This is a genomic window from Lysobacter sp. P5_B12 (genome assembly GCF_056400425.1).
In genome coordinates this window covers 401617-428274 of record NZ_JBFULG010000001.1, presented here as the reverse complement: position 1 = coordinate 428274, position 26658 = coordinate 401617, and the positions used below count along the sequence as shown (strand labels likewise).

The following is a 26658-nucleotide window of genomic DNA, read 5'->3' as shown; positions in this document are numbered from 1 at the left end:
AGCGGCGGGTTACTTCGACAGTTCGTTCCACAGGAAGGTGTAGGCGAGCGCGTTCATGTGCGCCGACTGCGCGTTGTTCGCCGCGCCGCCGTGCCCGCCCTCGATGTTTTCGTAATAGCGCACGTTCTTGTTGGCCGCGAGCATCTTGGCCATCATCTTGCGGGCGTGGCCGGGATGCACGCGATCGTCCTTGGTGGACGTGGCGAACAACACCGGCGGGTAGGTCTTCGTCGCATCGAACAGGTGGTAGGGCGAGAAGGTCTTGATGAAGTCCCAGTCGGCCGTGTCCGGATCGCCGTATTCGGCCATCCACGAGGCGCCGGCGAGCAGGTGGCTGTAACGCTTCATGTCGAGCAGCGGCACCTGCACGACGATGGCGCCGAACAACTCCGGATACTGCGTGAGCATGTTGCCCATCAGCAGGCCGCCGTTGCTGCCGCCCATGATGCCCAGGCGCTGGTGCGTGGTGAGTTTCGACGCGACCAGGTCGTTGGCGACGGCCGCGAAATCTTCGTAGGCCTTGTGGCGATTGGCCTTCAGGGCGGCCTGGTGCCAGCGCGGGCCGTATTCGCCGCCGCCACGGATGTTGGCGACCGCATACGCGCCGCCCTTCTCCAGCCAACCCTTGCCGACGCCGCCGGAGTACCCGGGCGTCATCGACACTTCGAAACCGCCATAGCCGTAGAGCAGCGTCGGCGTGGCGCCGTCGTTCTTCGCATTCTTCGGCTTCACGAGGAAGTACGGGATGCGCGTGCCGTCCTTCGAGGTGGCGAAATGTTGTTCGATGACGTGCGTGGTGGCGTCGAAGAATTGCGGGTTCGACTTGAGGACTTCGGGCGCTGCGTCGCCCGACACATCGGCGATCGCGAGCGTCGTCGGCGTGAGGTAGTCGGTGGCGGTGACCCACACGGCGTCGCTTTCGTCGGCATCCACCGCGCCTACGCTCACGGTGCCGATGGTCGGCGGGCCCGCGAGCGGCTTGCGCGCCCATGCACCCTCGCCCGGCGTCAGCACGGTCAGCTTGTTCTTGACGTCCTCCATGACGTTGAGGACCAGGTGGTCCTTCGTCCAGGACGAGCCGGCGAGCGAGGTGTTGTCGGTGGGCGCGAAGAGTTCGGTGAAGTCGCGCTTGCCCGCCATGAAGTCGTCGAACTTCGTCGCGATGAGCGCACCGGACGGCCAGGTCTTGCCACCGGCTTCGTAAGGGTCGCGCAATTCCAGCAGCAGCCATTCCTTGTGGACGGACTTGATCGCCGAGTTCGGCGCATCGACCTTCGCCAACGTGCCATCGCTGCCGCGCAGATAAAGTTCATCGTTGTAGAAGGCGATGGTGCGCTGGACGAAATCGCGCTGGAAACCGGGCGTCAGGTCGCGCCCGGCGGCGATGTACATGTCCTCGGGCTGGCCTTCGTAGACTTTCGTGGCCTTTGAAAGCGGCGTGCCGCGCGACCACTGCTTCACGATGCGCGGGTAGCCCGAAGGCGTCATCGAACCTGCGCCGAAATCGGTGTAGACGTAGGTGGTGTCGCGATCGATCCAGCCCATGCCGCCCTTGGCTTCGGGGCGGAAGAAACCGTCTTTCACCCAGGCCTTCGCTGCGAGGTCGAACTCGCGCGTGACGTCGGCATCCGAGCCGCCTCGCGAGAGCGCGATCAGGCAGCGCGCGTAATCGGGCTTGAGGCAATCGGCGCCGTGCCAGACCCAGTTTTCCTTCTCGGCGCGATTGAGGGCATCGAGATCGAGGATGGTTTCCCACTTCGGGTCGGGCTTGCGGTATTCGGCGAGCGTCGTGCGGCGCCAAAGACCGCGTTCGTGGTCTTTGTCCTTCCAGAAGTTGTAGTAATACGGCCCGATCTTCTCGACGCCGGGGATCTTGGCGGTCGAATCCAGGATCGCGCGGATGTCGGATTCGAGTTTGCGGAACTGCGGGGTCGCCGCGAGTTCGGCTTCGCTCTTCGCGTTCTGCTCGCGGACCCAGGCGATCGCCTTGTCGCCGTTCACATCCTCGAGCCATTGATAGGGATCGTCGTTCGCCACGGCGGGCTCCTGCTTCGCGGGGGGCCCATCGGCGGTTTGCGCGGTGGCGGCGGCACCTGCGCCGCTGAGTGCGGCGAGCCCGAAGGCGATTCCTGCGACGAGGCGGAAAGACGACCCTTGGGGCATGACGGCTCCGGCAGCGATGGGAGGGCCGTCACGCTATCACGGCCCGCTCAGCGGGCGCGCACCCACCTGGCGTGGACCCGGCGCAGGGCCCAGAGCGCGCTCGCGGGCATCGCGATCAGCCACATCGGAAGGAAGCCGACGGGGGTGTTGGTGCGCGCGGCGGGAAGCAGGAGCACGGCGAGGACGCCGAAGGTGAGGACGATGCGCAACAGGCTGGCGAGGCGGGTGGTCTGGGCGGGATGCATGGCGGCGTCGCTCCGTTTGGGTTGGAGCGAGCTTTGATGCGCGGCATCTCACGGGTTGCGAATGCCCCGCGGGATCAATACCCGGCGGCGTCGAGCGCCTTGTCGGCTTCCTTCCGGCCGATGTCGATCAATTCCTTCGCCCGCCAGAACTCATAGAACTGGCACGCATCGCGCGGGATGCGGATGACGAGCTCGGGCGGGTCCAGCGCGAGCTGCACGCGCGCGATCTGCGCCTGCATCGTATCCAGCGAGCGCGCCATGAGGTCGGTGAAGCCCAGGCGCACGCGCGCGGCATCAGCCGATGCTTGCGTGGCGCGCGTGTGTTTCCACGCGGTGAGCCAGCTGCGGTTGGTCGGGCCCGATGGCGCATCCGCTTCGGCCGGCTCGCCGGGCGGGTGTTGCGGCCAGCCGTGCATGTCGACCGCGATCAGGCGATGCGCGTCGGACAAGCGCGTCGCGGCGATCGGCAGCGGTGCAAGCAGGCCACCATCGACCAGCGCGCGACCGTGGATCACGTGCGGCGTGAACAGGCCCGGGATCGCGAACGAGGCGCGGATCGCATCCCACATGTCGCCTTCGCGCAACCAGACTTCGCGCTGCCGCAACAGGTCGACCGCGACCGCGGTGAAGTCGATCGGCAGGTCTTCGATCTTCGGCGAACCCGCGATCTCGCGCAGCGCGGCGATCAGGCGCGTGCCTTCGAACAAGGCCGAGCGGCCGAAGCCCGGATCGAGCAGCCGCAGCATCCCGCGGCGATCAAGCGACAGCAGCCAATCGCGATATTCGGGCAGCTTGCCGGACGCGTGCAGCCCGCCGACGAGTGCGCCGCTCGACGAACCGGCGATCGCGGAGATCACCATGCCGCGCACCTGCAGCGCTTCGATCACGCCGATCTGCGCCAGCCCGCGCGCACCGCCCGCGCCAAGCACCAGCGCGACTTTTTCCCCGCTGCGGATCTTCGGAGGATCGGCGGGCGACATCAGCGCTCGTAGTTGGAAATGGCGAGCGAGAGCAGGGACCGCGCCTGTTCGCGCAGCACCGGCGGCTCGACGATTTCCGCGTCGCTGCCGTAATGCAGCACGTCCATCAACAGTTCGCGCGAGTTGCTGTAGGGCAACTTCAATTCGTAGCGGCCATCGGGCAGGAAGCGCCCCTGCTGTTGCGAATGCCAGCGTTCGTCGGCCACCCAGCGCGCGGCCTTCGGGCTGAAGACGATCGTCGCCCAGTTCTTCGGCGGCCCGGAGAAGATGCCGTAGCTGGAGGCCAGGTGTTCGTCGAGCTGCGCATCCTCGATGTCGCGCGCTTCCCCCTCGCCCATCTTCGCCGAGGCGATGCGGTCGACGGCGAAACTCCGCAGCCCTTCGCGATCCTCGTCCCACGCATCGAGATACCAGTTGTCGCGATAGTGCGTGACGCGCTGCGGCGACACGGTGCGCCGCGTCTTTTCGTCGGTCGAACGCGCGCGGTAGTCGAACGTCAGCTTGCGCCGCCCGAGCACGGCCGAGGCGACGATGCGGAAGCTGTGCTCATCCAGGCGGCGCGGGCGGCTGGCGATCACGCGCACGCGTTCGACCGGCCACCGCTTGCCGCCGGCCTGCTCCTCCAGCAGCTTTTCCACGCGCGATTGCAGAGGCGCGAGCGCAGTCGAGAGCAGGCCGCCGCCGCTGCGCGAAAGCAACTGCTGCGCGGCGAGCAGCGCATGCAGCTCTTCGGAGTTCAGCCACAGGCCGGGCAACTCGAAGCGATCGTCCTCGTTGGCGTCGTACTTGAAGCCGGCCTCGCCGTCGCCGACCACCGGCGCCATCAGGCCGTCGCGGAGAAAGGCGAGGTCGCGGTAGACGGTGGCGCGCGAGCAGCCCAGTTCGTCCTGCAACCGCGCGACGGTCACCGGGTAGCGCGCCGCCTTGAGCAGGCGGTGGAGGGCGTTGATGCGTTCGTAGCGGTCCATGGGTGAATTAAAGCAGATGCCGCCGACGGCATCTCCTACAATGCGCCCATGCGCGAGCCCGAGCTCAACCCGTCGCCCTCCCCGGGCGATGCCGTTCACTCCACCACCTGCTACATGTGTGCGTGCCGTTGCGGCATCCGGGTGTGGACCCTCGACGGGCGGATCCGCTACATCCAGGGCAATCCGGACCATCCGGTGAACCGCGGCGTGCTCTGCGCCAAGGGCTCGGCCGGGCTGATGCAGCACTACTCGCCGGCGCGCCTGACGCGCCCGCTGCTCCGCACGGGCGAGCGCGGCAAGGGCGAGTTCAAGGAAATCACGTGGGACGAGGCGCTCCGGATCGCCACGTCCTGGCTCGCGCCGATCCGCGAACGCAATCCCGACGAGCTGGCCTTCTTCACGGGCCGCGACCAGTCGCAGGCGCTCACCGGCTGGTGGGCGCAGCAATTCGGCACGATCAACTACGCCGCGCACGGCGGGTTCTGCTCGGTGAACATGGCCGCCGGCGGTCTGTACACGCTGGGCGGCTCGTTCTGGGAATTCGGCGAACCCGACTGGGACCACACGCAGTACCTGATGCTGTGGGGCGTGGCCGAAGACCACGACTCCAATCCGATCAAGCTCGGACTGGGCAAGCTGAAGGCGCGCGGCGCGAAGATCGTCGCGGTGAATCCGGTGCGCACCGGTTACGGCGCGATCGCGGATGAGTGGATCGGCATCCGTCCGGGCACCGATGGCTTGTTCGCCTTCGCGCTGATCCATGAATTGCTGCGCAGCGATCGCATCGACCTGGATTACCTTGTGCGGTATGCGAATGCGCATTGGTTGGTGATCCGCAATCCGGGTGGCGCGGACGACGGCTTGATCGCGCGCGATGAAAACAACGAGGCACTCTGCTGGTGCGCACCCTCCCCTGCGAATGCWGGGGAGGGCCGGGGAGGGGTGCAGTTGGCGAACGCCGTAAACATCTCCCCCGTCGTCGTCGGCGAATACACCCTCCCCGACGGCCGCATCGCCATCCCCGTCTTCCAACTGCTCGCCGAGCGTTACCTCGACCCGCAGTATTCCCCCGACGCCGTCAGCGAACGCTGCGGCATCCCGGCCGACACCATCCGCCGCATCGCACGCGAACTCGCGAGCGCGGCCTTCGATTCGAAACTCACGCTCCCCATCGCGTGGACCGACAGCTGGGGCCGCGAACACGCCGACATGCCCGGCCGCCCCGTGTCGATGCACGCGATGCGCGGCATCAGCGCGCACAGCAACGGCTTCCATACGTGCCGCGCGCTGCACGTGTTGCAGCTGTTGCTCGGCGCGGTGGATGTGCCGGGCTCGTTCCGATTCCAGCCGCCCTTCCCCAAACCGATTCCGCCCGCGAACCGCCCCGGCAAGAAGCGCCGCGACGATGGCGGTCTCGATGCCGCGCCCCTGGGCTTCGTGCATTCGCCGGAAGACCTGGTCGTCGACGCAGACGGCCAGCCGCGCCGCATCGACCATGCGTATTCGTGGGCCTACCCGCTCGCGGCGCACGGCATGATGCATACGATGATCCGCAACGCGTGGGCGGGCGATCCCTACCGCATCGACACGTTGCTGATGTTCATGGCGAACATGAGCTGGAACTCGGCGATGAATACCGGCGAGACGATGCATTGGCTCACCGACAAGTTCGAAGACGGCGAGTACCGCATCCCGCACATCATCTACAGCGATGCGTACGCCTCGGAAATGGTGGCCTACGCCGACCTGGTGTTGCCGGATACGACCTACCTCGAACGCCACGACGCGATCTCGCTGCTCGATCGCCCGATCTCCGACGCCGATGGCGCGAGCGACGCGATCCGCCATCCGATCTTCGACGCCGCCACCCAACCGACCGACGACGGCCGCCCGCGCGACGTTCGCGGTTTCCAGAGCGTGCTGCTCGACATCGGCGCGCGCCTGGGCCTGCCCGGCATGGTCGAAACCGATGGCACGCCGAAATACCGCGACTACGCCGATTACATCGTGCGCCACGAGCGCATGCCCGGCGTCGGCCTGCTCGCCGGTTGGCGCGGCGCGGATGGATCGCTGGAAGGCAAGGGCCCGCCGAATCCGAACCAGTTGCAGAGGTACATCGAGCACGGCGGGTTCTGGCATGCGCCGATCCCTGAATCGGCGCGCTATTACAAGATGGCCAATCGCGATTACCTGCGTTGGGCGCACGGCTTCGGCTTCGTGCCCAACGAACAGCCGATCGTGATGCAGCTGTATTCGGAAACGCTGCAGAAGTTCCGCCTTGCGGCGCAGGGCTTTGGTGCGAACCAGCCGCCGGACGAACATCGCACGCGCGTGGCCACGTATTTCGATCCGCTGCCGATCTGGTACGAGCCCTTCGAACACGACGAGACATCGCGCGAAACCTATCCGCTGAGCGCGATCACGCAGCGCCCGATGTACATGTATCACGCGTGGGGTTCGCAGAACGCGTGGCTGCGGCAGATCCAGACGCGCAACGCGCTGTACGTGCATCCCTCGACGGGTGCGCAGTACGGGCTCGAAGAAGGCGATTGGGCGGACGTGACTTCGCACAACGGGACGATCACGGTGGAAGTCCGCTTCGCCGGCAACGTGCAGCCTGACACCGTGTGGAGTTGGAACGCGATCGGCAAGCGCCGCGGCGCGTGGCGCTTGTCCAAGGACGCGCCGGAGAGCAAGCGGGGCTTCCTGCTCAACCATCTGATCTCCGATGTCACGCCGAAGGGCGATTACGCGAACGCCGACCCGGTCACGGGCCAGGCGGCGTGGTTCGACCTGCGCGTGCGCATCCAGAAGTCCGAGACCGCCGGCGAAAGCGCGCCGCAATTCGCGCCGCTGCATTTCGCCGAGGCGCCCGAACATCCGCTGCGCTACGGCGCGCAATCGCGCAATCGCGAACACCCGAGCAAGACCTCGACGGACGACACGCTGCCATGACCGATCTGCCGCCGCCGTCGAAAAAGAAACTCGGCCTCGTCATCGACCTCGATACTTGCGTGGGTTGCCACGCATGCGCGACGGGTTGCAAGCAATGGAACAGCGGCGGCATGGCCGGCCCGGTGACCGACGAGAATCCGTACGGCAAGGATCCCTCTGGCGTGTGGTTCAACCGCATCCACAGCTACGAACTCGAACAGGTGCCCGCTTCGGATCAAGCGCCTGCGCAGCCGGCGATGACGCTGCACTTCCCGCGCTCGTGCCTGCATTGCGAAACGCCCGCGTGCGTCACCGTGTGCCCGACGGGCGCGAGCTACAAGCGCGCCTCCGACGGCATCGTGCTCGTCGACGAGGACAAGTGCATCGGATGCAAACTGTGTTCGTGGGCCTGCCCGTACGGCGCGCGCGAATACAGCGAAGTGGAAGGCGTGATGAAGAAATGCACGCTCTGCGTCGACCGCATCTACAACGAGAACCTCCCCGAATCCGAACGCGAGCCCGCCTGCGTGCAGGTGTGCCCGACGAAGGCGCGCCATTTCGGCGACCTGGGCGATCCGGAGTCGAAGGTCTCCAAGCTCGTCGCCGAGCGCGGCGGATTGCCGCTGCTACCGGAACTGGGATACGCGCCGGTCAATCGTTATCTCCCGCCGCGGCCGCGCCGCGCCGGTGGCGACGAGGCCGTCGCCGTCGCCGAACCTACCGTCGAAGTCACGCCGAAGCGCTGGCTCGACCGCATCTTCCGTCGCTGAGGAATTCCGCCATGGCCGATCAAACGCCGGTGCTCGTCACCACCACCAACACGGTCGAAGGCCGCCGCATCGTCGCGTACCACGGCCTGGTCGGCGGCGACGCGATCCTCGGCGCCAACATGTTCCGCGATTTCTTCGCCGGCATCCGCGACATCCTCGGCGGCCGTTCGGGTGCCTACGAGAAAGTCCTGCGCAAGGCGAAGACCGAAGCGGTCAACGACATGATCGAGCAGGCGCGCGAACTCGGCGCGAACGCAGTCGTCGGCGTCGACCTGGATTACGAGACCATCCAGATCCAGGACGGCGGTTCGATGCTGATGGTGTCGGCCTCGGGCACCGCGGTCGTGCTGGAGTGATGCCTTAAATGCATCCCGCGCTTTCGGTCATTTTCTTCACCACGCTGTCGGGCGCGGGCTACGGGTTGCTGTTCTGGGCCGCGTGGCATGCGCTGACCGGGCAGAGCGCGGCGCGCACGCTGTTGGCCTCCATCGCGATCGCGATCGTGCTTTCCACGATCGGCCTGCTCAGCTCGATGTTGCACCTGGGCAAGCCGATGCGCGCGTGGCGCGCCTTCTCGCAATGGCGCACCTCGTGGTTGTCGCGCGAAGGCGTTGCGGCGATGGCGACGTTCTTCATCGCAGCTGTCCTCGCGACGGCCACGCTCCCTCCCCTGCTCGCAGGGGAGGGCTGGGGAGGGGTCGCTCTCGGCGCGCTCGGCAAAACCGTTGCGCTCCTCGCGATGCTCGCCGCCGTCATCACCGTCTACTGCACCGCGATGATCTACGCCTCGCTCAAGCCGATCCCGGCGTGGGGGCATCGCCTCGTGCCGACGGTTTACCTGCTGTTCTCGCTGTTCACCGGTGGCCTGCTGTTCTGCGCCATCGCCACCGCGCTGGGCCGGCCCGTGTCGAACATGATCGCGCTGGCCGGCTTCGCGGCGGCGATCGCGCTGCTGGTGATGAAGGTGAAGTACTGGCGCGACGTCGATGGGCCGCTGCCGGCCACGCGTGGCGATGCCATCGGCCTGCCGCAACGCACCGCGACGGTCTTCGAACGCCCGCATACAGAAGCCAATTACCTGACGAAGGAAATGGGCTTCGTCGTCGCACGCCGGCATGCCAAGACGCTGCGCCGCATCGCGCTCGTGCTGTTCGCGGCGCTGCCGATCCTGTTCCTGCTGCCGACCTGGCTCTTCGTCCACATGGACGCCGCGCCCTGGTACACGGCGGCCGCGCTCAGCGCCCTGGCCGGCGCCTTCGTCGAACGCTGGTTGTTCTTCGCCGAAGCGAAGCACATGGTGACGTTGTATTACTGAGCGTCGATGAAGTCGCGCGCGCCCTGCGACAACAGGCGTTGCGCGACTTCCAGCCCCAGCGCTTCGCGGTCGGCGCCCGTGCTTTCGGCGCGCACGACGCGCCCGTCGCTCGCCGATCCCACCAGCCCCTGCAGATGCAGCGTGGCGCCCTCGCGGCGCGCGAACGCCGCCACCGGCACGTGGCAACTGCCGTGGAGCGCGCGATTCATCGCACGCTCGGCTTCGACGCACTCGCGCGTGGCGACATCGTCGAGCGCAGCCAGCAATGCGAATGTTTCCGGCGTGTCGTCGCGGCATTCGATCGCGATCGCGCCCTGCGCGGGCGCGGGCAACCAATCGGGGGCATCCAGGCGCCCGCGGATGCGTGATTCGAAGCCGAGCCGCGCAAGGCCTGCGCACGCGAGCACGATGGCGTCGTAGTCGCCCGCGTCGAGTTTCGCCAGCCGCGTGTTGACGTTGCCACGCAAGTCGCGCAAATCCAGGTCCGGGCGCCGCGCGCGCAATTGCGCCTGGCGACGCAACGATGACGTACCCACCACCGCACCCTGCGGCAGCGCTTCGATGTTCTCGAAACGATTGCTGACGAAGGCATCGGCATGATCTGCGCGCGCCAGGATCGCCGGCAAGGCGAAGCCCGGCTCCAGCACCATCGGCACGTCCTTCAGCGAATGCACGGCGCAATCGGCTTGCCCGCGCTGCATCGCGACTTCGAGTTCCTTGAGGAACAGGCCCTTGCCGCCGATCGCCGCGAGGGAACGATCGAGGACTTCATCGCCGCGCGTGCTCATCGGCACGATTTCGACGTGAAGCCCCGGATGCGCTGCGCGCAAACGCGCGGCGACGTGTTCGGTCTGCCAGAGGGCGAGCGGGGATTTGCGGGTGGCGATGCGGAGCGTTTGCATCCCCCATTATCGCCCGCGACGCACTACAGGTGCTTCACCGTCTCGCGCAGATGCGCCACGCAGCGCCGGCTCACTTCCAGCGGATGCTCGCCGTGCCGCAACACGGCCTGCACGTGCCCGTCGGGGGCGCGCTTGAGTTCGACGATCTCGTGCCGCGCCACCAGGCAATTGCGGTGGATGCGGACGAAGCGGTCGCCGAATTCCTCTTCCAGCGACTTGAGCGATTCCTCGATGAGGTCTTCGCCGCGCGCGTGGTGCACGACGACGTACTTCTCCTCGGCCTGCAGGTAGTGCACGTCTTCGATGGGGATCAGGCGCAGGCTGCCGCGCAGGCGCGCGCACAGGTGCGTGCGGTGTTGTTCGTGGCGGGGCTCGCCGTCGAGGGCGGCGCCGTTGCCGTTGCGGCCCGCGGCGAAGGTGCGCGCGCGTTCCAGTGCGGCGGCCAGGCGTTCGGGACGCACGGGCTTGACGAGGTAATCGATCGCCGCGGCCTCGAAGGCCGACAGCGCATGCGCGTCGTACGCGGTGCAGAACACCACCGCGGGGCGCGGTTCGAATGCGGCCAGGTGGCGCGCGGTCTCCAGGCCGTCGATGCCCGGCATCGCGATGTCGAGCAACACCAGGTCGGGATGGTGGGTGGCGCAGGCGTGCAGCGCCTCGCGCCCGTCGCCTGCCTCGGCGACCAGCTCGATGCCCGGCTGTTCGGCAAGCAGGTCCCGCAGGCGTTCGCGCGCCAGGGGTTCGTCGTCGGCGATCAACACTCTCACGAGCGACCTCCTGCTTAGAGCGGGACTCGAAGCTCAGCCAGATAGTAGCCCTCGTGCCAGTGTCCGGTCACGCGGGCCTTGGAACCGAATGCGTAGGCCAGCCGATGCGCGATGGAACGCTGCGCATGGCCGCTGCCTCCCCTCCCCGGGGCGGGCAGGTCGTCCGGCGTCATGTCCCGTTCCCTCGGCGGGGGTGCTGGGTTATGAACGCTGATATGCAGCCCATCCGGCCGTTGGGCGAGTTCGATGTCGATCGTCCCGCCCGCCGGGAGGCGCGAAATGCCGTGCAGGACCGCGTTTTCGACCAGGGGCTGCAGGACCAGGCGCGGCAGGCGGAGCTGCCAGGGCAAGGCCGCCTCGCGCCCGCGCCAGCGCACCTGCAGGCGCTCGCCGAGGCGGAGTTGCTCGATCGAAAGGTAGCGTTCGGCCAGCTCGATTTCCTCGGCCAGGCTCGAATCGCCCTCGCCCGCGCCCAGCGCCGCGCGGAACAGGTCGGACAGGTCGAGCACCGCGCGCTCGGCCACGTCCGGGTCGCGGCGGACCAGGCCGGCGATGGTGTTCATGCTGTTGAAGAGGAAATGGGGCTTGATGCGCGCCTGCAGCGCGTCGGCCTCGGCGCGCGCGCTCGCACGCACCTGCTTCTGCCAACCATCCACCGCGTAGAGATAACGCAGCACGACGCTGACGATCAGCGTCGCGATCGCCGCGCTGCCACCGATGAAGCGGTGGATGTGCACGGTCCCGGGCACCAGCCCGAGGGCCAGGCCGCGATCCACCGCATGCACGAGCGCCGCGCCCGTGGCGGCGATCAGCGCGGCGATGAGCACCGCGGCGGTGCCGCCCATCCAGGGCTTCATCCCCGACAGGGACCGGCGCGCGACGCACAACACCACCGAGACGGTGAGCGAGAGCCACAACGCGAACGCACTGGCCGACGCGAAGCGCGCCGGCGTCCATTCGGCTTCGGAGGCCGGCGCGAGCGCGATGATGCAGACGACGAGCTCGGCCACGCCGAGCATGATCGCAAGCCGCCCGAGCCGGCACAGGTCCGGCAACCAGGGTTCGCCGGGCGTGGCCGTCATGGTCAGGCGGCGAACCTGCGGTCGAACCAGTCGCGCAGATCGCGCACTTCTTCCGGGCAGACCGCATGCGGCATCGCATACGACCGCCAGGTCACGTCGAAGCCCAGGTCGCCGAGCGTCTTCGCGGTGGCCACGCCGGCCTGCACCGGGATGACCGGATCGGCCTCGCCGTGCGCGAGGAAGATCGGTTGCCGCCGGGCTTCGGCGGTGGCCTTCTCGCCCGCGATGTCGTGCGACATCGGGATGTAGGTCGACAGCGCGATGATCCCCGCCAGCGGCGTCTTGCGCGCCAGCATCGCCGACAGCGCGATCGCCCCGCCCTGCGAGAAGCCGGCCAGGAAGATGCGCTCGGGCGGAATGCCGCGGGCCTGTTCGCGGTCGAGCAACGCGCCGACCTGGGCCGTCGAGACCGCGACGCCTTCGGCATCGGCGCGATTGGCCAGGTCGAAATCGCGGATGTCGTACCACGCGCGCATGCGCATGCCAGCGTTGATCGTCACCGCGCGCACGGGCGCATGCGGGAAGACGAAGCGGATCGCGGGCCATTCCGGGCGCACCAGTTCGGGCACCAGCGGGACGAAGTCGTGCCCGTCGGCGCCGAGGCCGTGCAACCAGAGCACCGACCAGCGCGGATCCGGTCCGGTCTCTTCCTCGATGGTCTCGAGCAGGTCGATGGCGTCCATGATGTCTCCCGCGGTCCTCCGGCGCAGTCTAGTGCAAGGAGGCTGCACCGGATGCTGTCCGACGCCGGCCGCGCGCCCCGTTGGTTCGACGATGGGGGCGCGTGTCAGCGTTCCCTCGGGAGGCGCGCATGGCGAGTTCGCTCGGGCGGCTGTTCGCGGAACTGCGCCGGCGGCGCGTGGTTCGCGTGCTGGCCGTCTACGCCATCGCCGGTTGGCTGGTGATCCAGGTCGCCGCCACCGTGCTGCCGAGCCTGCACCTGCCGCCGTGGACGGTCACGCTGGTCATCGTGCTCGTCGTGCTGGGCCTGCCGATCGCGATCGCGATGGCCTGGATGTTCGACGCCGGGCCGCGCGGGCTGGAACGCACGCCGCCGTTGTCCGCCGATCCGCCACCCGTCGTCGCACCGCCCGCTTCCGCGTCCGCGCCGGCACTCGCGCGCGCACCGACCCCGCCGCCGGCCGAGCCCGAATCCGACGCCCCGACGCCGTCGCCGCGCGCATCCCCAAGCACCGATGGCCGCCGCACGATCGCGGTATTGCCCTTCGTGAACATGAGCGGCGATGCGGAGAACGAATATTTCAGCGACGGCATCGCCGAGGAAATCCTCAACCTGCTGACGCAACTGCCGCAGTTGAAAGTGGCCTCGCGCACGTCCGCCTTCGCCTACAAGGGCAAGGACTTCACCATTCCCGACGTCGCCCGCGACCTGGGCGTCACCACGCTGCTCGAAGGCAGCGTGCGCAAGGCCGGCGAGCGCGTCCGCATCACCGCGCAGCTGATCGACACCGGCAGCGACTCGCACCTGTGGTCGGAAACCTACGATCGCGAAATGAAGGATGTGTTCACCATCCAGGACGACATCGCGCACAGCATCGTCAAGGCGCTGCAGGTCACGCTGACGCCCCAGGAACGTCGCGCGCTCGTGTCGGTGGCGACCTCCGACCCCGAAGCCTACGACTACTATCTCCGCGGCCGCAGCTACATGTATTCGATGGCGCGCCGCGATTACGAGCATGCGATCCGCATGTTCGAACAGGCGATCGCGGTGGATTCGAAATACGCGCTCGCCTACGCCGGCATGGCCGATGCGTACTCGCACCTGTATCGCTACGCCGCGGCCACGCCCGAGAACGCCACGCGCGCCAATCGCGCGAGCGAACAGGCGGTCGTGCTGGATCCCGAATCGGCCGAAGCGCACGCCTCGCGCGGGTTGGCGCTGCTGATCGGCGAGCAATACGACGCGGCCGAACAGGAATTCGAAACCGCGGTCGCGCAAAACCCCAATCTGTTCGACGCCTGGTACTACTACGGCCTGGCGTGCTCCTCGCGCGGCGACCACGAAAACGCCGCGAAGAAGTACGCACGCGCCGCCGAAGTGAATCCCACCGATTTCCAGGTGCCGATGTTCCTCGCGCAGACGCTGGCCTCGCTGGGCCGCAAACAGGACGAAATGCGCGTGCGGCTCGGCGCGCTCAACACGCTCGAACGCCACATCAAGCTCAATCCGCACGACACGCGCGCCCTGTACTTCGCCGCGCAGGACCTGTGGCGCGTGGGCGAAAAGGAACGCGCGATCCTGATGGCCGAGCAGGCGCTGAAACAGGCGCAGGACGAACCGGTCGTGCTGTACAACCTCGCATGCTTCTATTGCGAGCAGGAAGACATCGAACGCGCGATCGACCTGCTGGAACAAGCCGTCGCCCTGGGTTGGGGCGATCGCGCGTGGATGGAACACGACAGCGACCTGGACCCCCTGCACGGCAATCCGCGCTTCGAGGCCCTGCTGTCGCGGATCAAGTGATCCTCAGCGGTCCTTCCGGACCACCGCGCCCTGCTTCATCACGAACACCGGCCGCTCGGTGGCGCGGATGTCCTGCAACACTTCGCCGGGAACGGCAACGATGTCGGCGAACTTGCCGGGCTCCAGCGTTCCGGTCTCTTTGTCGACACCGAGCAACCGCGCCGAGCCCTGGCTGCTCGTCATCAAGGCCTGCGCCGGCGCCATCCCGAGTTCGACGTAATCGCCGAACTCCTGCGCGTTGATCCCGTGCGGATAGACCGAGGCATCGGTGCCGTAAGCGATCGGCACGCCGATGCGCAGCGCGTTCTTCATCATGCCGCCGTGCGAGGCCGCGGCGTCCCGCGCTTTCTTGCCGACCTGCGGCGGATACGTGTCCGCCTGCTTCAGCACGAATTTCACCGCCATGCGCGTGGGCACCAGGTACACGCCCTTGTCCTTCATCCGCTGCAGGGTTTCGGGCGTGAGGAAGCTGCCGTGTTCGATCGAATCCACGCCCGCGTCTACGGCCATTCGCGCCGCGCGATCGCCATGCGCGTGCGCCGCCACCTTGCGGCGCCACGCATGCGCTTCGTCGACGATGGCGCGCAGTTCGTCGGGCGTGAGCTGCGGCACGTCGACCGGATCGGTTTCCGACAACACGCCGCCCGACGCGCAGATCTTGATGTTGTCCGCGCCGGCCTTGAGTTGTTCGCGCACCGCGCGACGGCAGGAATCGGCGCCGTTGCACACGCCGTCCTTCTCGCCGAACTCGCGCACCACGCCGGGCGGGAAGTTGGGCGCATCGCAATGGCCGCCGGTCGAACCGATCGCATGCACCGAGACCAACATGCGCGGCCCTTCGGCCAGGCCTTCGGCGATCGCGTTGCGCAGCGCGACGTCGATGGCATCGGGCGCGCCCAACTCGCGGATGGTCGTCACGCCGGCCTGCAAGGTGAGGTGGGCGTTGTGCTCGGCGTGGTAGGCCTGCTCGACGGGCAGGCGCATCATCGAGTTGTAGAAGCCACGCGTCCACGACTCGTCGTAATCGCTGGTCATGTGCGTGTGCGCGTCGATGAAACCGGGCACGAGCGTCGCGTCGCCGAGGTCGATCACCTGCGCCCCAGCGGGGACGACGACATCGCTGCCCACCGCTTCGATGGTCTTCCCGCGCACGAGGATGCGGCCGGGCGAGACGAGCTTGCCGCTCGCGCCGTCGAACAAGTGCGCCGCCTGAAGAACGATCGGCGCCGTTTCCGGCGCCGATGTCTGTGCTCTGCCGGCGAGCGTGGCGAACCCGGCGACGACGGTCAGGCAAGCGATCCCAGCAATCCGGCGCATTGCGTTCCCCATGACGTGGCGGGCGCCACGTCCGACCGGATCGATGTTACTGCGTCTTGACCGGCGTGAAGAGCAAGTCCTGGTAGTCGAAGCTGAAGTCGGCGATCGGCGAGACGGCCTTCATCGTCACGCGCGCGATCTTGCCTTCCGCGTCGAGGCCGAAGGTCACGTAGGCCGGTTCGATGTTCGCGTCGTCCCACACTGCCCGGAAGGTATCGTGGTGCGCATGCTCCAGGCGGCCGACCATGCCGGGCGTGCGCGTGAAGTCGATGCGCAGGACGCCCTTGTCGTTCGTGATCGCGATCGGGCCGTACCAGGGATCGTTGTAGCGGCCCGCGTAGTCGGCGGTCGCGAGCGACGCCTTGCCCGGCGACGGGCCGCGCGCCTTCGCCGCTTCGTCGAGCGCGGCGACGCCGCCGGCGATGCGGTTGTCGGCGAACTCGTCGAACGCGGCCAACCAATCGGTGTCCGGCGCGCCGAGGTAATGGTCGAGCAACTCCATCGCGACGCCGCGCATCGCCTGGAAGTCTTCGGAGTTGATCTGCACCGCGATGCCGATGTTCTTTTCCGGCACGAGCGCGACGTAGGTCTGCACGCCGAACACCGCGCCGCCGTGGTCGATGACCTTGAAGCCGCGGTAATCGCGCACGCTCCAGCCCAGCGCGTAAGCGGAGAACTTCGGCGAGAACGGGGCGAGCTTGCCCGGGTAGATCGCGGTCGGCGTGAGGATTGCCGGCGTCCACATCTGCTGCGACTGCGCTTCGCTGAAGACCTTGACCTGCTTGCCATCGGCATTCGTCCACGTGCCGTGGCCGAGCTGCACCTGCATCCAGTGCGCCATGTCGTTCGCACTCGACGACAAGCCGCCGGCCGGCGCGGCGTTGTCGCCGAGCGTCTTGCGTTCGTCGAGCACCTGCTGATCGCCCAGGCCACGCACGCGACCGCCGATGCGGGCATGCGGCCACGCGCGGTTGGGATTGGCGAAGCGCGCGGATTGCTCGGTCACCGAACTCGTCATGCCGGCGGGCTTGAGCACGCGCTCGCGCACGAACACTTCCCACGTCTTGCCGCTGACCTCTTCGATCAGTTGGCCGGCGACGGCGTACAGCAAGTTGTCGTACGCATAACCGCTGCGGAAGCTCGTCGCCGGCTTGATGTAACGCAGCGCGCGCACGGTGTCGGCGCGGCTGCGCGAGGAACTCGGGACGAACATCAGGTCGCCCGCACCCAGGCCCAGGCCGCTGCGATGCGTGAGCAGGTCGCGCACCGTCATCTCGTTGGTCACCCACGGGTCGTACATGCGGAACCACGGCATGTGGTCGATGATCTTGTCGTCCCACTGCAGCTTGCCGTCGTCGACGAGCACGGCCAGTGCCGCGGTGGTGATCGCCTTGCCGGTCGAGCCTGTGGGGAAGATCGTGTCGGCATCCACGCGCTCGGGCGAACCGAGCTTGCGCACGCCGTAGCCCTTCGCGAGCACGGGCTTGCCGTCTTCGACGATCGCGATCGCCATGCCCGGCACGCCGTTGGCACGCATCGCGGCTTCCACCTGCGCGTCGAGGTCGGTGGGCACCGCGGCGAACGCACCGTCGGCGACAAGCAGCAGCGTCGCCATGGCGAGCGCGGAACGAACAAGGGAGCGCGACATCGATCGTTTCCTTCGGAGWTGGGTTTTCAGTTCTGCGGCGCGGCGACCGGCCGCGGCGCGCGATTCCGCAGGCGCCACACGCCGACGGTCAGCAAGGGGAGGACGTAGACGACGAGGAACAACCACGCCAGTCCGCGATAGCCGCGCGCGATCAATTCGACCAGGCCGAAGCGCGAGGCGATGAAGATCGATCCCACCAGCAGCACCGTGGCGATCGCGAAGCGCGCGCCGCTCGACAGCTCCACACCGCGCGACGTGCGCCACGTGGCCGCGATGCGTTCGTTCGCCGCGTGCACGCAGGCTGCGCCGCTTTCGAGCAACGCGCTGAAGATCATGAGCTGGAACAGCACGTGGAAGATCGGCATGTTCAACTGCCGCAGCATGAAATCCGACGGCAAGGCTTCGGCGCCGATCGACGGGTACCACGCGACCATGCAGATGAAGAACAGCAAGCCCGGCAGCATCGCGAGCGGCCCGGCGAGCACGCCCGCGACGACCGCATCGCGCCGCGTGAGGAAGTGACGCGCCAGCGGCAGGACCATCACGGCGCCGACGATGTTGTAGCCGGCGTAGGTGAGGCCACCGGACAACCAGCCATCGGTGGGTACGGGTGTCGCGAACTGTTGCGCGGCCTGCCCGCCGAACTTCGTGAGTACGAAGATGATCAGCAACACATACACGCCGTACAACAGGAACGACACGTACTTGAACAAGCGTTCGACCGAGTGATTGCCGAACGCCGTGAACGCGCCGATCGCCAGCATCAGCAGCAGGGTGCCCACGAGCGTCGGCCAACCGAACACCGCTTGCCCGATCGCGCCCGCCGCCGCGCCGAACACGGCGAGGATCAACACCATGAAGACCAGGTACGCCAGTTCGAACACGAACGCGAACGGCCCCAGCAGGTTCGCGAAGAACGTCCGATAGTCGTAACTACGCGTCGCATGGGCGAGCGCGAAGGTCAGTGCGCACAACGCACTCCACGCGAACATCGCCACCAGGATCGCCAGCACCCCGCCCTGCGGGCCGCTGGGGATGAAGTACTCCGCCAGTTCGCGGCCCGTCGCGTAACCGCCACCGATGACCGCGGCCTTGAACGCGAGCCCCGGCAGGATCCAGCGCCGGAAGCGCCCGGTGTGCGCGGGTGCGCTCATGCCAGGCAGGAATCGACGAGGCGTTCGAACGCATCGCCGCCGCGGATCGGATCGGCGACGGGCAACCCGAGGCGATGGCTTTCGGATGCGATCAGACGATGCGCTTCTTCCGCGTCGAGCTTGCCGGTATTGAGGCTGATGCCCGCGCAACGAATGCGCGGCGACGTCCGTGCGCCCAGGCGCAGTGCGAGCTCGATCGTTTCGCGCAGGCCCGGCACCGGATAGTCCGGATGGCCGAGCACGCGCTCGCGTCCAGGCTCGTGGCACACGACGATCACGTCGGGCTGGCTCCCGTGCAGCAGCGCGAGCGACACGCCCGCATACGCCGGATGATGCAGCGAACCCTGGCCTTCGACCACGTCCCAATGCGTCGGCGCCGCATCGGGCGTGAGGAGCTCGGCGGCTCCGGCGGCGAAGTCGGCCACGACTGCGTCCATCGGAATTCCGCCGCCGGCAATCAGGATGCCGGTCTGTCCCGTCGCACGGAACGTCGCATCGACGCCCCGCGACTGGAACGCACGCGCGAGCGAGAGCGCGGTGTATTTCTTGCCCAGTGCGCAGTCGGTGCCGATCGTCAGCAATCGACGGCCGGTGCGCGCTTTGCCGGAAGCGACCGGAATGCGTTCCGGCGGAATGCGGATGTCGATCAGGCGACGCCCGAGTCGCTCGGCGGTTTCGCGCAGTCGCGCGAAATCCCGCAGGCGCGCATGCATGCCGCCGATCAGGTCGAGCCCGGCTTCCATCGCTTCGACCAGGGCATCGAGCCACGCAGGCGGAATGAACCCGCCTGCGTTGGCGACGCCGATCACCATCGCCTGCGCACCGGCGGCATGCGCCTGTGCGGGCGTGAGGAACGGCAGGCCCGTCGTGACCGTGGCGCCCGGGACCGAGAACTCGCCGATACAGCGTTCGGGCGCCCAATCGCGCAACCCGAACGCCGTCTTCGCATAGCCCGGCTCGGTGGTATCGCCAAGAAACAACAGGTAAGGCTGGGGCAACGCAATGGTCGTCATCGCGGCGGTTTCACCAAGTTCGTACGAGGTCGGTGGATCAGAAGCGGTAATCGACCTCGATCCCGAAGGTGCGCGGCATGATCGGCGTGGCGGACGTGTGGTGCGTGAGTCCGGTGACCGGGCTGGTGACGTCGGCCATCGTCGAGTAGGCGCGCTCGTCGAAGGCGTTCTTCATGTAACCGCGGATCGACCAGTTCGCGTTGGAGACCGACAGGTACAGGTCCAGCGCCTGGTAGCTGTCGATGTCCAGGCCGCGCGTGATGGTGGTGCCTTCCACGGCGCCGCCGACATCGACCTGGCGAAACGTCGTTTCTGTGATGCGGTCATCGACGTAGCGGTAGCCGCCGCCGACGTTCATGCCCCAATCGCCCGTCAACGGCAGGTAGTAATCCGCCGTCGCCGACCAGGTCACGTCGGGCACGTAGGGCATGCGATCGCCCTTCAGGCCGGTGTTGATGAACGATTCCCCGCCGGTGTCCCCTGGCACGGTGATGAGCGGGAAGTCCTCGTCGATGTTCGCGTCGTTGTAGGCCGCGTTGACGCCGAGCGTCAGGCCGTCGATCGGGCGGAAATTCACGGAGACTTCGAGACCGTTGCTCGTCGCTTCGCCACCGTTGACCAAACCACTGACGCCGTTGACGAGCGAGGCGACCTGGATGTCTTCCCACTTGATCTGGTAGGCGGCGACGTCCAGCAGCACGCGGTTGTCCGCGAACGCCGACTTCATGCCGATCTCGTAGCTGGTGAGCGTCGAGGAATCGACCTGCGGCGGCAGCCCGTTGATGACGACGTTCGGGCCGCCGGGCTGGTAACCGGTCGACACCTTGCCGTACACCATCACGTCTTCCGACACCTGGAACTGCGGCGTGATGCTCCACGTCGTCACGTCTTCTTCGGAGGTGTTGAACTCGGTGCCGATCGGCGCGAGCAGGCCGGCGACGGCGTCCTGCGTGAACTCCTGCTTGTTGCGCGACCAGCGCACGCCGGCGCCGAGCTTGAACCAATCGTTGAACTTGTACGCCGCGTTGCCGAAGACGGCCGTTTCTTCGTAGGTGCTCGGCAGGTACAGATCGCCGAGCACGCCGACGATCGAGTCGAACGGGGCCGGCAGCGGGCTGCCGTCGAACTGGTTCAGCCCCACGAACTGGTGGTTGTCTCCGCGCTCGTCGTCGTAGAAACCGCCGAGGAGCCACTCGAACGGCGCATCGGCCTTGGAACTCAGGCGGACTTCCTGCGAGAACTGCTTGAGGCGCAGATCCTGGGTGATGTACGCGCTGCCCGAGGGCAGACCGAACAGCAGCGGGTAGTCGCCGTAGGAGTACGTCAGGTCGTTGGTGATCGAGGTGGAGATGTCGGAATAGCTCGTGGCCGACACGAGGTTCGCCCAGCCCAGGTCGTAGTCGACGGTGAGCGCGTAGTTCTCGATGTCCTTCTTGAAGACTTCGTCGACGCCGACGAAGTTCGACAAACCGTAGATGTCGTCGTGCGTGGTCGGGTCGAGCGCGATCGTCGAGTTGTTCGGGCTGTCGATCTTCTGCTTCATCAGGGCGAACTGCACGCTCGCCTTGTCGGTTTTGAACAGGATCGAAGCGCGGCCGCTGGTCTGCGAGGCATCGTTGATGTCTTCGCGGCCGTTCACGAGGTTGTCGACGTAGCCGTTGGGCTCGTTGCTCGCGAAGCTTGCGCGCAGCGCGACTTCGTCCTGCGCGAGTACGAGGTTGCCGCCAACGCGATAGTTGAACGACGCGCCGTCGGCGCCCTGCGTATCGGCGATGCCCATGCCGATGCGGAACTCGTTCTGCGTGGTGTCGGGCTTCTTCATCACGTACTTGATCAGGCCGCCCATCGCGCCGGCGCCGTACAGGGTGCCCTGCGGGCCGCGCAGCACTTCGATGCTGTCGATGTCGTAGGGCAGCAGGTCGAGGTTGAACAGCGTGGCCTGCTGGTAGAGGCTGTTGGAACCGATCGGCGTTTCGTCGACATAGGTGCCGACCGTCGATCCGGGGGACATCGCCGCGATGCCGCGCATCGAGACCTGCGTCTTGCCCGGCGAGCCCGAATCCTGCACCTGCAGGCCCGGCACGTAGTTCGCATAGTCGGACATCTGCGTGGCGTTGATGTTCTCGATCTGCTCCGCGCTCAGCTTGGTCACCGCGGTGGCGACTTCGCGGATGTTCTCGGTGCGCTTGTTCGCGGTGACGGTGACGACGTCGAGTTCCTGCGCGGTCGCTGCCTGCTGCTGGTCCGCCGGCGCGGCCTGCTGCGCCAGGGCCGGGCCTGCGAGGCCGAGCGCGAGGGTGAGGGTGATCGCCGAGGTCAGCGAGTGACGACGCATGGACTTGGCGCGGTGGTGCTGTTGCATGCCTTTCTCCCCAGAAGGTTTTGTATTGCCTTATCAGGATGTAAGCATCCTGATCGGAAAATTGTCAATCGGTGTAGGACGGTTTCAGGTGCCGCCCGTCGGATGCCGGCGCATTCATCGCTTCGGCGCGGACGACCGCGCTGTGGAGCAGTCGCAACAAGGTCCCCGCGAACGCGGCGACACCGGCCATGACGACGAAGAACGCTGCGTGCCCCATCGCACTCCACAGCGTGCCGAGCGCGCCCGCCAGCAGGTTTCCGCCGAAGGAGGCGAAGTACCAGGCGGCGATCGACGTCGCCGCGTAACCGGCCGGCGCCAAACGTGCGAACAGGCTCAGCCCGATCGGCAGGATGAAGAGCTCGCCCGCGGTGAACAGGACGAAGAACGCCGCGAGCCACACCCAGTGCGCATGCCCCTGCGCGCTCGCATCGACCAGCGCAAGCAGCAGGAACGCGAGCGACACGCCGAATGCGCCGAGCGCCATCTTCTTCGCAGGCGCAGGTTCGCGGCCGCGCCTGGCCTGCTTCGTCCACAGGGCGACGAGCACCGGCGTGAGGAAGATCACGAGGAAAGGATTGAGCGACTGGAACCACGTCATCGGGATGACGAAGTTGCCGGCGCTGCGATCCAGGCCAACATCGGCCCACAGGGCGATGGTGTTGCCCGTTTGTTCGTACGCGCCGCGGAAGATCATCACGCACACGGCCACGGCCGACAGGGTGAGGATGCGTTGCTTCATCGCGAACAGGGGCATGCGCGCGGACGGCGCGAGGTCTTTGACCTTCGGGCGTTCGGGCGGCAACCACTTCCCGCCCAGCGTGTAGATCGCCAGGCCCGCCAGCATGCCGACGCCCGCCGCGCCGAAGCCGTAATGCCATCCATACAACTCGCCGAGCGTGCCGCACACCAGCGGTGCGAGCAGCCCGCCGACGTTGATGCCGACGTAATAGAAGTTGTACGCAGAACCGCGGCGCGGATCGTCCTTCGCATACAGATCGTCGATCTGGCTCGGCAGGCTCGGCAGGAACAGGCCGTTGCCCAATGCGATCGCGGCGAGCGCGAAATACAGCATCGATTCGGAGGCCATCAGGAAATGGCCGAAGGACATGATGACTGCGCCGATGATCACCGAGCGTTTCCGCCCGAGCCAACGGTCCGACACGATGCCGCCGAGCAAGGGCGTGAAGTAGAACGTCGCGATGTACACGCCGTACACCATCGAGGCGTGCTGTTGCGAGAACAGCAGCTGCTTGGTCATGTAATAGACGAGCAGCGTGCGCATGCCGTAGTAGGAGAAGATCTCCCACATCTGCGTGAAGAACAGGACCGCCAGGCCCGGCGGCTGCCGCAGCCAGCCGGGTTTGGCGATGGCTTGCGGCAGCGCGTTCACAACACGACGTCCGGTGAGCCCCACACGGCCGGCGGGCAATCGACGAGCCCGTCGAAATACACCACGCCCGGCGTGCGATCGCGTTGCAGGAAGATCGGGCCGTCGAGGTCGACGATGTCGCAGAACTGGCCGAGCAGGAACGCAGGCGCCATCGCCAGGCTCGTGCCCACCATGTTGCCGACCATCACCTTCAGGCCCAGCTCGCGTGCGCGCTGCGCCATCAACAGGCCTTCGGTGAGGCCGCCGCACTTGTCCAGCTTGATGTTGACGACATCGAACCAGTGCGCGTGTTCTTCGAGTTCGACCAGCGACAGGATGCTTTCGTCGGCGGCGATCGGCACGGTGCGATCGATGCCGTCGAGTTCGCTTTCGCGGCCGCGACGGCACGGTTGTTCGAGCAGCGCGACCTTCGCATCGACCAGCGCGGGCAGCAGGCGCTGCAACGTCGCCGGCACGTAGCCCTGGTTGGCGTCGACGCCGATCCACGCATCGGGACGCACCGCGCGAACCGCGTTCAATCGCGCGATGTCGAGTTCGACATCGCCGGTGAGCTTGAGCTTGATCGCGCGGGCATGCGTGTAGCCCAGCGCTTTCTCGGCCATGACATCGGGGCGATCGGCGCCGACGGTGAACGTCGTCGTCAGCGCCTTCGGCTTCTGCATGCCAGCCAGTTGCCAGGCCGGAATGCCGAGGATGCGCGCTTCGAGTTCCCACAACGCGCAGTCCAGCGCGTTGCGTGCGCCGCCGGGCGGCAGGATGTCGCGCAATTCATCGCGCGTGATGCCCGCTTCGATGCGGTCGCGCAGCGAGTCGAGCGTGCGCAGCATATCGGCGGGTTCGTCGCGAAGGTAGTAGACGCCCGATGCTTCGCCGCGACCGATGGCATGCCCTTGTCGCAGGTTGACCACGGTGACGGGCGAGACTTCGAAGACATGGCCGGAGATGCGGAAGGGTTCGGACAGGCGCAGCAGTTCATTCCGCAGCACGAGCTCGACGCGGTCGGTCTGGATCACGGGAAATTCTCTGAAGAAAAAAAGCGCGGCGGCGTATCGCCGCCGCGCGGGGGTCCGTCAGTAGTCGGCGGTGAAGCCGATGACGTGGCAAGCGAAACCGATGAACAGCAGGCTCAGGAACGCAGCGGCGAGCACGACGGCCCACACCTTCGCCCACTTCCTGCGCTGGCTGGTCAATACCTTCCAGGCATTCCACAGCGCGACGATCGTGCCGAGCGGCAAGAGGATCGACACGAGCGAACGAATCGCGATGATCATGCCGTCCTGCGCCGGCGTCATGAGGTCGAAGTTCGACAACATCGCGACCACCAGGCCGAACATCCCGCCGAAGGAGAGCAGCACCGCGAGCGAAGCGATGCGGATCCAGCGATGCGCGCGCGCATCCTGGCCCGTCAGCGCATAGCGCGTGCCGTAGTGGCGGCGCACCATCGCCGAGACCGGCCAGGCAAGCACCGTCAGCAACAACGCGGCCAGGCTGCCGAACAACATCGTCAGGAACACCGCCGGCGTCTGCCAGAACGCAGCGCGCTGGAACACCATGATCGAGGCGTAGGGTTCGCCGCTGAAGCGCGTGACCTTGCCTTCGACGACGTCGGCCGCGAGGCGGTCGCCGCTGTTGGTGTCCTTCCACACGAAGGGGCTGATCTCGCGCCACTTCTTCGGGGCGCCGCTGTAGGTGGAGAACATCGGCGAGCTGATGGTGCCGTCTTCGTTCGCGACGACCTTGATCTGGCCGAGCATGTAGACCAGGTTCATGAAGTTCGAATCGGCGCGGCGGCTGCTGTTGTACGTGCCGGCCATCATCTGCGCGTGCTGCTTCGCGGTGGCCGCGTCGACGCCGGCAACTTCGGGCGCCGGGTTCTTCGGCGGCAGGTACCGGTTGACGAACGCGGTGACCAGGCCGTCGCGGATCAGGCGCGCGCTGCCATCCTTGCCGGCGCTGTTGGTCGAGACGTAGATGCCGACGTTGTCGTCGAGGAACAGCTGCAGGTCGCTGTGGAACCACTGCGTGTCGCCGCCGTGCGCGATCGCGCGATGGCCGTTGGCGGTGGTTTCGTAGAAGCCGAGCATCATCTTGTTGAGCGGGCCGACGGAGGTCTGGCCGGTCTCGTGCATCTCGTGCGCGGTTTCCTCGCGCAGGATGCGCTGGCCGTCGAACGCGCCGTTCTGCAGGTGCGCGATCATGAAGTTGCCCATGTCCGCGCCGGTGGACGTCAGGCTGCCGGCCGGTGCGAGGTTGATGTACTCGTAGGGCTTGGCCTTGCCGTCGGACGCCGTCGAATAGCCCTTCGACGTCGTCTCGAGGAATTCCTTCTGCACCGGCTGGCTGAAGGAGGAATGCTGCATGCCCAGCGGCGTGAAGATGTGCTTGGCGATGTACTGGTCGAACGGCTCGCCCGAGGCGCGCTGCACGATGTAACCGGCGATGGCCGTTGCGTAGTTCGAATACGCGGGCGTGGTGCCCGGCGCGTAGATGCGTGCGGGGATCCAGTGCTTGAGCGTCGCGTCGAGCGGGAGGATCTCGCTTTCGTTGTTCGCGATCAGCCCGCGCACCACCTCTTCCATCCCGGTGGTGTGGGTCATGATGTTGCGCAACGTGACCGGCTTGCCTTCGTACGGCGGGATCTTGAAGTCGATGTACTGGTTGACGTCGGCGTCCAGGTCCAGCTTGCCCTGCTCGACCAGCTGCATCACCGCCGTCCAGGTGAACAGCTTGGAGATCGAACCCGGGCGGAACAGCGTCTTGTCGGCATCCACCGGCGTGCGCTTGTCCAGGTCGGCGAAGCCGTAGCCCTTCTTCAGCAGCACCTTGCCGTCCTTCACCACCACGACCACCGAGCCGGCGACGTCGGTCTGCTCCAGCGCGTAGGGCATGAAGCCGTCGAGCCAGGCTTCGACATCGGTGGCGGTCATGCGGTCCGCCGGGGCGGGCATCGCATCGGGCGACAGCGGCGCGGCGGCGGTCGCGGGCGCTTGCATGGCGGGCGGCACCGTCACCGGCGGCTGCTGCGCGGCCGCGGTGAACGCGACGCCCAGCGCCAGCAAGGCGGTGAACAGCGGACGTTGGATCAAACGCATTTTTCCTCTCCCCAGAGTGATCTCAATGGCCGCCCCACCCGTGGTGACTTGGCCGTTAATGAGAATAAACG

The 26658-nt window shown here is 67.0% G+C and carries 21 protein-coding genes; 5 read left to right on the top strand and 16 right to left on the bottom strand.

What is annotated here, in order from left to right:
* Positions 1 to 9: 9 nt before the first annotated feature.
* From AC1DOM_RS01895 to AC1DOM_RS01880, 4 genes are all read right to left on the bottom strand, one after another.
* Positions 10 to 2163 carry a prolyl oligopeptidase family serine peptidase gene (locus AC1DOM_RS01895; RefSeq protein ID WP_498959667.1) on the bottom strand — a complete coding sequence of 718 codons (2154 nt, stop codon included), beginning with the start codon at positions 2161 to 2163 and terminating at the stop codon, positions 10 to 12.
* A 47-nt stretch (positions 2164 to 2210) separates the two neighbouring features.
* Positions 2211 to 2408 carry a hypothetical protein gene (locus AC1DOM_RS01890; protein WP_498959665.1) on the bottom strand — a complete coding sequence of 66 codons (198 nt, stop codon included), beginning with the start codon at positions 2406 to 2408 and terminating at the stop codon, positions 2211 to 2213.
* A gap of 74 nt (positions 2409 to 2482) precedes the next feature.
* Positions 2483 to 3388: a patatin-like phospholipase family protein gene (locus tag AC1DOM_RS01885; protein ID WP_498959663.1), complete on the bottom strand. Its 906-nt coding sequence runs from the start codon at positions 3386 to 3388 to the stop codon at positions 2483 to 2485.
* Positions 3388 to 4356 carry a helix-turn-helix transcriptional regulator gene (locus AC1DOM_RS01880; protein WP_498959661.1) on the bottom strand — a complete coding sequence of 323 codons (969 nt, stop codon included), beginning with the start codon at positions 4354 to 4356 and terminating at the stop codon, positions 3388 to 3390. The genes AC1DOM_RS01885 and AC1DOM_RS01880 overlap by 1 nt, the downstream gene beginning before the upstream one ends.
* A gap of 48 nt (positions 4357 to 4404) precedes the next feature.
* Between AC1DOM_RS01880 and AC1DOM_RS01875 the strand changes: the two genes are divergently transcribed.
* From AC1DOM_RS01875 to AC1DOM_RS01860, 4 genes are read left to right on the top strand one after another with little or no spacing between them, the layout of a single operon-like run.
* The gene (locus AC1DOM_RS01875) at positions 4405 to 7311 is read left to right on the top strand and encodes a molybdopterin oxidoreductase family protein (RefSeq protein ID WP_498959659.1); all 2907 of its coding nucleotides are present in this window, start codon (positions 4405 to 4407) and stop codon (positions 7309 to 7311) included.
* A complete protein-coding gene (locus AC1DOM_RS01870) occupies positions 7308 to 8060 on the top strand; it encodes a 4Fe-4S dicluster domain-containing protein (protein WP_498959657.1) in 753 nt (250 codons plus the stop codon). The genes AC1DOM_RS01875 and AC1DOM_RS01870 overlap by 4 nt, the downstream gene beginning before the upstream one ends.
* Positions 8061 to 8071: 11 nt before the next feature.
* Positions 8072 to 8416: a heavy metal-binding domain-containing protein gene (locus AC1DOM_RS01865; RefSeq protein WP_498959655.1), complete on the top strand. Its 345-nt coding sequence runs from the start codon at positions 8072 to 8074 to the stop codon at positions 8414 to 8416.
* 8 nt (positions 8417 to 8424) lie between these two features.
* Complete coding sequence (locus tag AC1DOM_RS01860) at positions 8425 to 9375, top strand: dimethyl sulfoxide reductase anchor subunit family protein (protein ID WP_498959653.1); 951 nt, start codon at positions 8425 to 8427, stop codon at positions 9373 to 9375.
* Here the strand turns inward: AC1DOM_RS01860 and hemC are convergent.
* The 4 genes from hemC to AC1DOM_RS01840 are packed head-to-tail and all read right to left on the bottom strand — an operon-like array spanning position 9369 to position 12809.
* The gene (gene hemC, locus AC1DOM_RS01855) at positions 9369 to 10277 is read right to left on the bottom strand and encodes a hydroxymethylbilane synthase (RefSeq protein WP_498959651.1); all 909 of its coding nucleotides are present in this window, start codon (positions 10275 to 10277) and stop codon (positions 9369 to 9371) included. The genes AC1DOM_RS01860 and hemC overlap by 7 nt on opposite strands.
* A 23-nt stretch (positions 10278 to 10300) precedes the next feature.
* Complete coding sequence (locus AC1DOM_RS01850; protein WP_498959649.1) at positions 10301 to 11044, bottom strand: LytR/AlgR family response regulator transcription factor; 744 nt, start codon at positions 11042 to 11044, stop codon at positions 10301 to 10303.
* Positions 11045 to 11058: 14 nt separating this feature from the next.
* Complete coding sequence (locus AC1DOM_RS01845) at positions 11059 to 12126, bottom strand: sensor histidine kinase (protein WP_498959647.1); 1068 nt, start codon at positions 12124 to 12126, stop codon at positions 11059 to 11061.
* A 2-nt stretch (positions 12127 to 12128) separates the two neighbouring features.
* Positions 12129 to 12809 carry an alpha/beta hydrolase gene (locus tag AC1DOM_RS01840; protein ID WP_498959645.1) on the bottom strand — a complete coding sequence of 227 codons (681 nt, stop codon included), beginning with the start codon at positions 12807 to 12809 and terminating at the stop codon, positions 12129 to 12131.
* 128 nt (positions 12810 to 12937) lie between these two features.
* Between AC1DOM_RS01840 and AC1DOM_RS01835 the strand changes: the two genes are divergently transcribed.
* Positions 12938 to 14611, top strand: coding sequence for a TPR end-of-group domain-containing protein (locus AC1DOM_RS01835; protein WP_498959643.1), 1674 nt, complete (start codon positions 12938 to 12940; stop codon positions 14609 to 14611).
* A gap of 3 nt (positions 14612 to 14614) precedes the next feature.
* On the opposite strand, the gene AC1DOM_RS01830 is transcribed toward AC1DOM_RS01835, so the two are convergent.
* The 8 genes from AC1DOM_RS01830 to AC1DOM_RS01795 form a co-directional block, all read right to left on the bottom strand.
* The gene (locus AC1DOM_RS01830; RefSeq protein WP_498959641.1) at positions 14615 to 15928 is read right to left on the bottom strand and encodes a metal-dependent hydrolase family protein; all 1314 of its coding nucleotides are present in this window, start codon (positions 15926 to 15928) and stop codon (positions 14615 to 14617) included.
* Between the two features lie 46 nt (positions 15929 to 15974).
* The gene (locus tag AC1DOM_RS01825; RefSeq protein ID WP_498959639.1) at positions 15975 to 17576 is read right to left on the bottom strand and encodes a serine hydrolase; all 1602 of its coding nucleotides are present in this window, start codon (positions 17574 to 17576) and stop codon (positions 15975 to 15977) included.
* A 26-nt stretch (positions 17577 to 17602) separates the two neighbouring features.
* Entirely contained in the window at positions 17603 to 18730 is a 1128-nt protein-coding gene (locus AC1DOM_RS01820; protein WP_498959637.1) for a YkvI family membrane protein, read from the bottom strand.
* Positions 18727 to 19743, bottom strand: a complete 1017-nt coding sequence (locus tag AC1DOM_RS01815) for an N-acetyltransferase DgcN family protein (RefSeq protein WP_498959635.1) — start codon at positions 19741 to 19743, stop codon at positions 18727 to 18729. Before AC1DOM_RS01815 ends, AC1DOM_RS01820 begins: the two co-directional genes overlap by 4 nt.
* Positions 19744 to 19780: 37 nt before the next feature.
* Positions 19781 to 22105, bottom strand: a complete 2325-nt coding sequence (locus AC1DOM_RS01810; RefSeq protein WP_498959633.1) for a TonB-dependent receptor — start codon at positions 22103 to 22105, stop codon at positions 19781 to 19783.
* A gap of 64 nt (positions 22106 to 22169) precedes the next feature.
* The gene (locus tag AC1DOM_RS01805; RefSeq protein WP_498959631.1) at positions 22170 to 23495 is read right to left on the bottom strand and encodes a peptide MFS transporter; all 1326 of its coding nucleotides are present in this window, start codon (positions 23493 to 23495) and stop codon (positions 22170 to 22172) included.
* A complete protein-coding gene (locus AC1DOM_RS01800) occupies positions 23492 to 24508 on the bottom strand; it encodes a dipeptide epimerase (protein WP_498959629.1) in 1017 nt (338 codons plus the stop codon). Before AC1DOM_RS01800 ends, AC1DOM_RS01805 begins: the two co-directional genes overlap by 4 nt.
* 57 nt (positions 24509 to 24565) lie before the next feature.
* A complete protein-coding gene (locus AC1DOM_RS01795; protein WP_498959627.1) occupies positions 24566 to 26587 on the bottom strand; it encodes a serine hydrolase domain-containing protein in 2022 nt (673 codons plus the stop codon).
* Between the last annotated feature and the right edge of the window lie 71 nt (positions 26588 to 26658).

Coding starts and splice junctions, on each gene's coding strand:
- AC1DOM_RS01895 (WP_498959667.1), bottom strand. CDS start 2,163: ATGCCCCAAGGGTCGTCTTTCCGCCTCGTCGCAGGAATCGCCTTCGGG.
- AC1DOM_RS01890 (WP_498959665.1), bottom strand. CDS start 2,408: ATGCATCCCGCCCAGACCACCCGCCTCGCCAGCCTGTTGCGCATCGTC.
- AC1DOM_RS01885 (WP_498959663.1), bottom strand. CDS start 3,388: ATGTCGCCCGCCGATCCTCCGAAGATCCGCAGCGGGGAAAAAGTCGCG.
- AC1DOM_RS01880 (WP_498959661.1), bottom strand. CDS start 4,356: ATGGACCGCTACGAACGCATCAACGCCCTCCACCGCCTGCTCAAGGCG.
- AC1DOM_RS01870 (WP_498959657.1), top strand. CDS start 7,308: ATGACCGATCTGCCGCCGCCGTCGAAAAAGAAACTCGGCCTCGTCATC.
- AC1DOM_RS01865 (WP_498959655.1), top strand. CDS start 8,072: ATGGCCGATCAAACGCCGGTGCTCGTCACCACCACCAACACGGTCGAA.
- AC1DOM_RS01860 (WP_498959653.1), top strand. CDS start 8,425: ATGCATCCCGCGCTTTCGGTCATTTTCTTCACCACGCTGTCGGGCGCG.
- hemC (WP_498959651.1), bottom strand. CDS start 10,277: ATGCAAACGCTCCGCATCGCCACCCGCAAATCCCCGCTCGCCCTCTGG.
- AC1DOM_RS01845 (WP_498959647.1), bottom strand. CDS start 12,126: ATGACGGCCACGCCCGGCGAACCCTGGTTGCCGGACCTGTGCCGGCTC.
- AC1DOM_RS01840 (WP_498959645.1), bottom strand. CDS start 12,809: ATGGACGCCATCGACCTGCTCGAGACCATCGAGGAAGAGACCGGACCG.
- AC1DOM_RS01835 (WP_498959643.1), top strand. CDS start 12,938: ATGGCGAGTTCGCTCGGGCGGCTGTTCGCGGAACTGCGCCGGCGGCGC.
- AC1DOM_RS01830 (WP_498959641.1), bottom strand. CDS start 15,928: ATGCGCCGGATTGCTGGGATCGCTTGCCTGACCGTCGTCGCCGGGTTC.
- AC1DOM_RS01825 (WP_498959639.1), bottom strand. CDS start 17,576: ATGTCGCGCTCCCTTGTTCGTTCCGCGCTCGCCATGGCGACGCTGCTG.
- AC1DOM_RS01820 (WP_498959637.1), bottom strand. CDS start 18,730: ATGAGCGCACCCGCGCACACCGGGCGCTTCCGGCGCTGGATCCTGCCG.
- AC1DOM_RS01815 (WP_498959635.1), bottom strand. CDS start 19,743: ATGACGACCATTGCGTTGCCCCAGCCTTACCTGTTGTTTCTTGGCGAT.
- AC1DOM_RS01810 (WP_498959633.1), bottom strand. CDS start 22,105: ATGCAACAGCACCACCGCGCCAAGTCCATGCGTCGTCACTCGCTGACC.
- AC1DOM_RS01795 (WP_498959627.1), bottom strand. CDS start 26,587: ATGCGTTTGATCCAACGTCCGCTGTTCACCGCCTTGCTGGCGCTGGGC.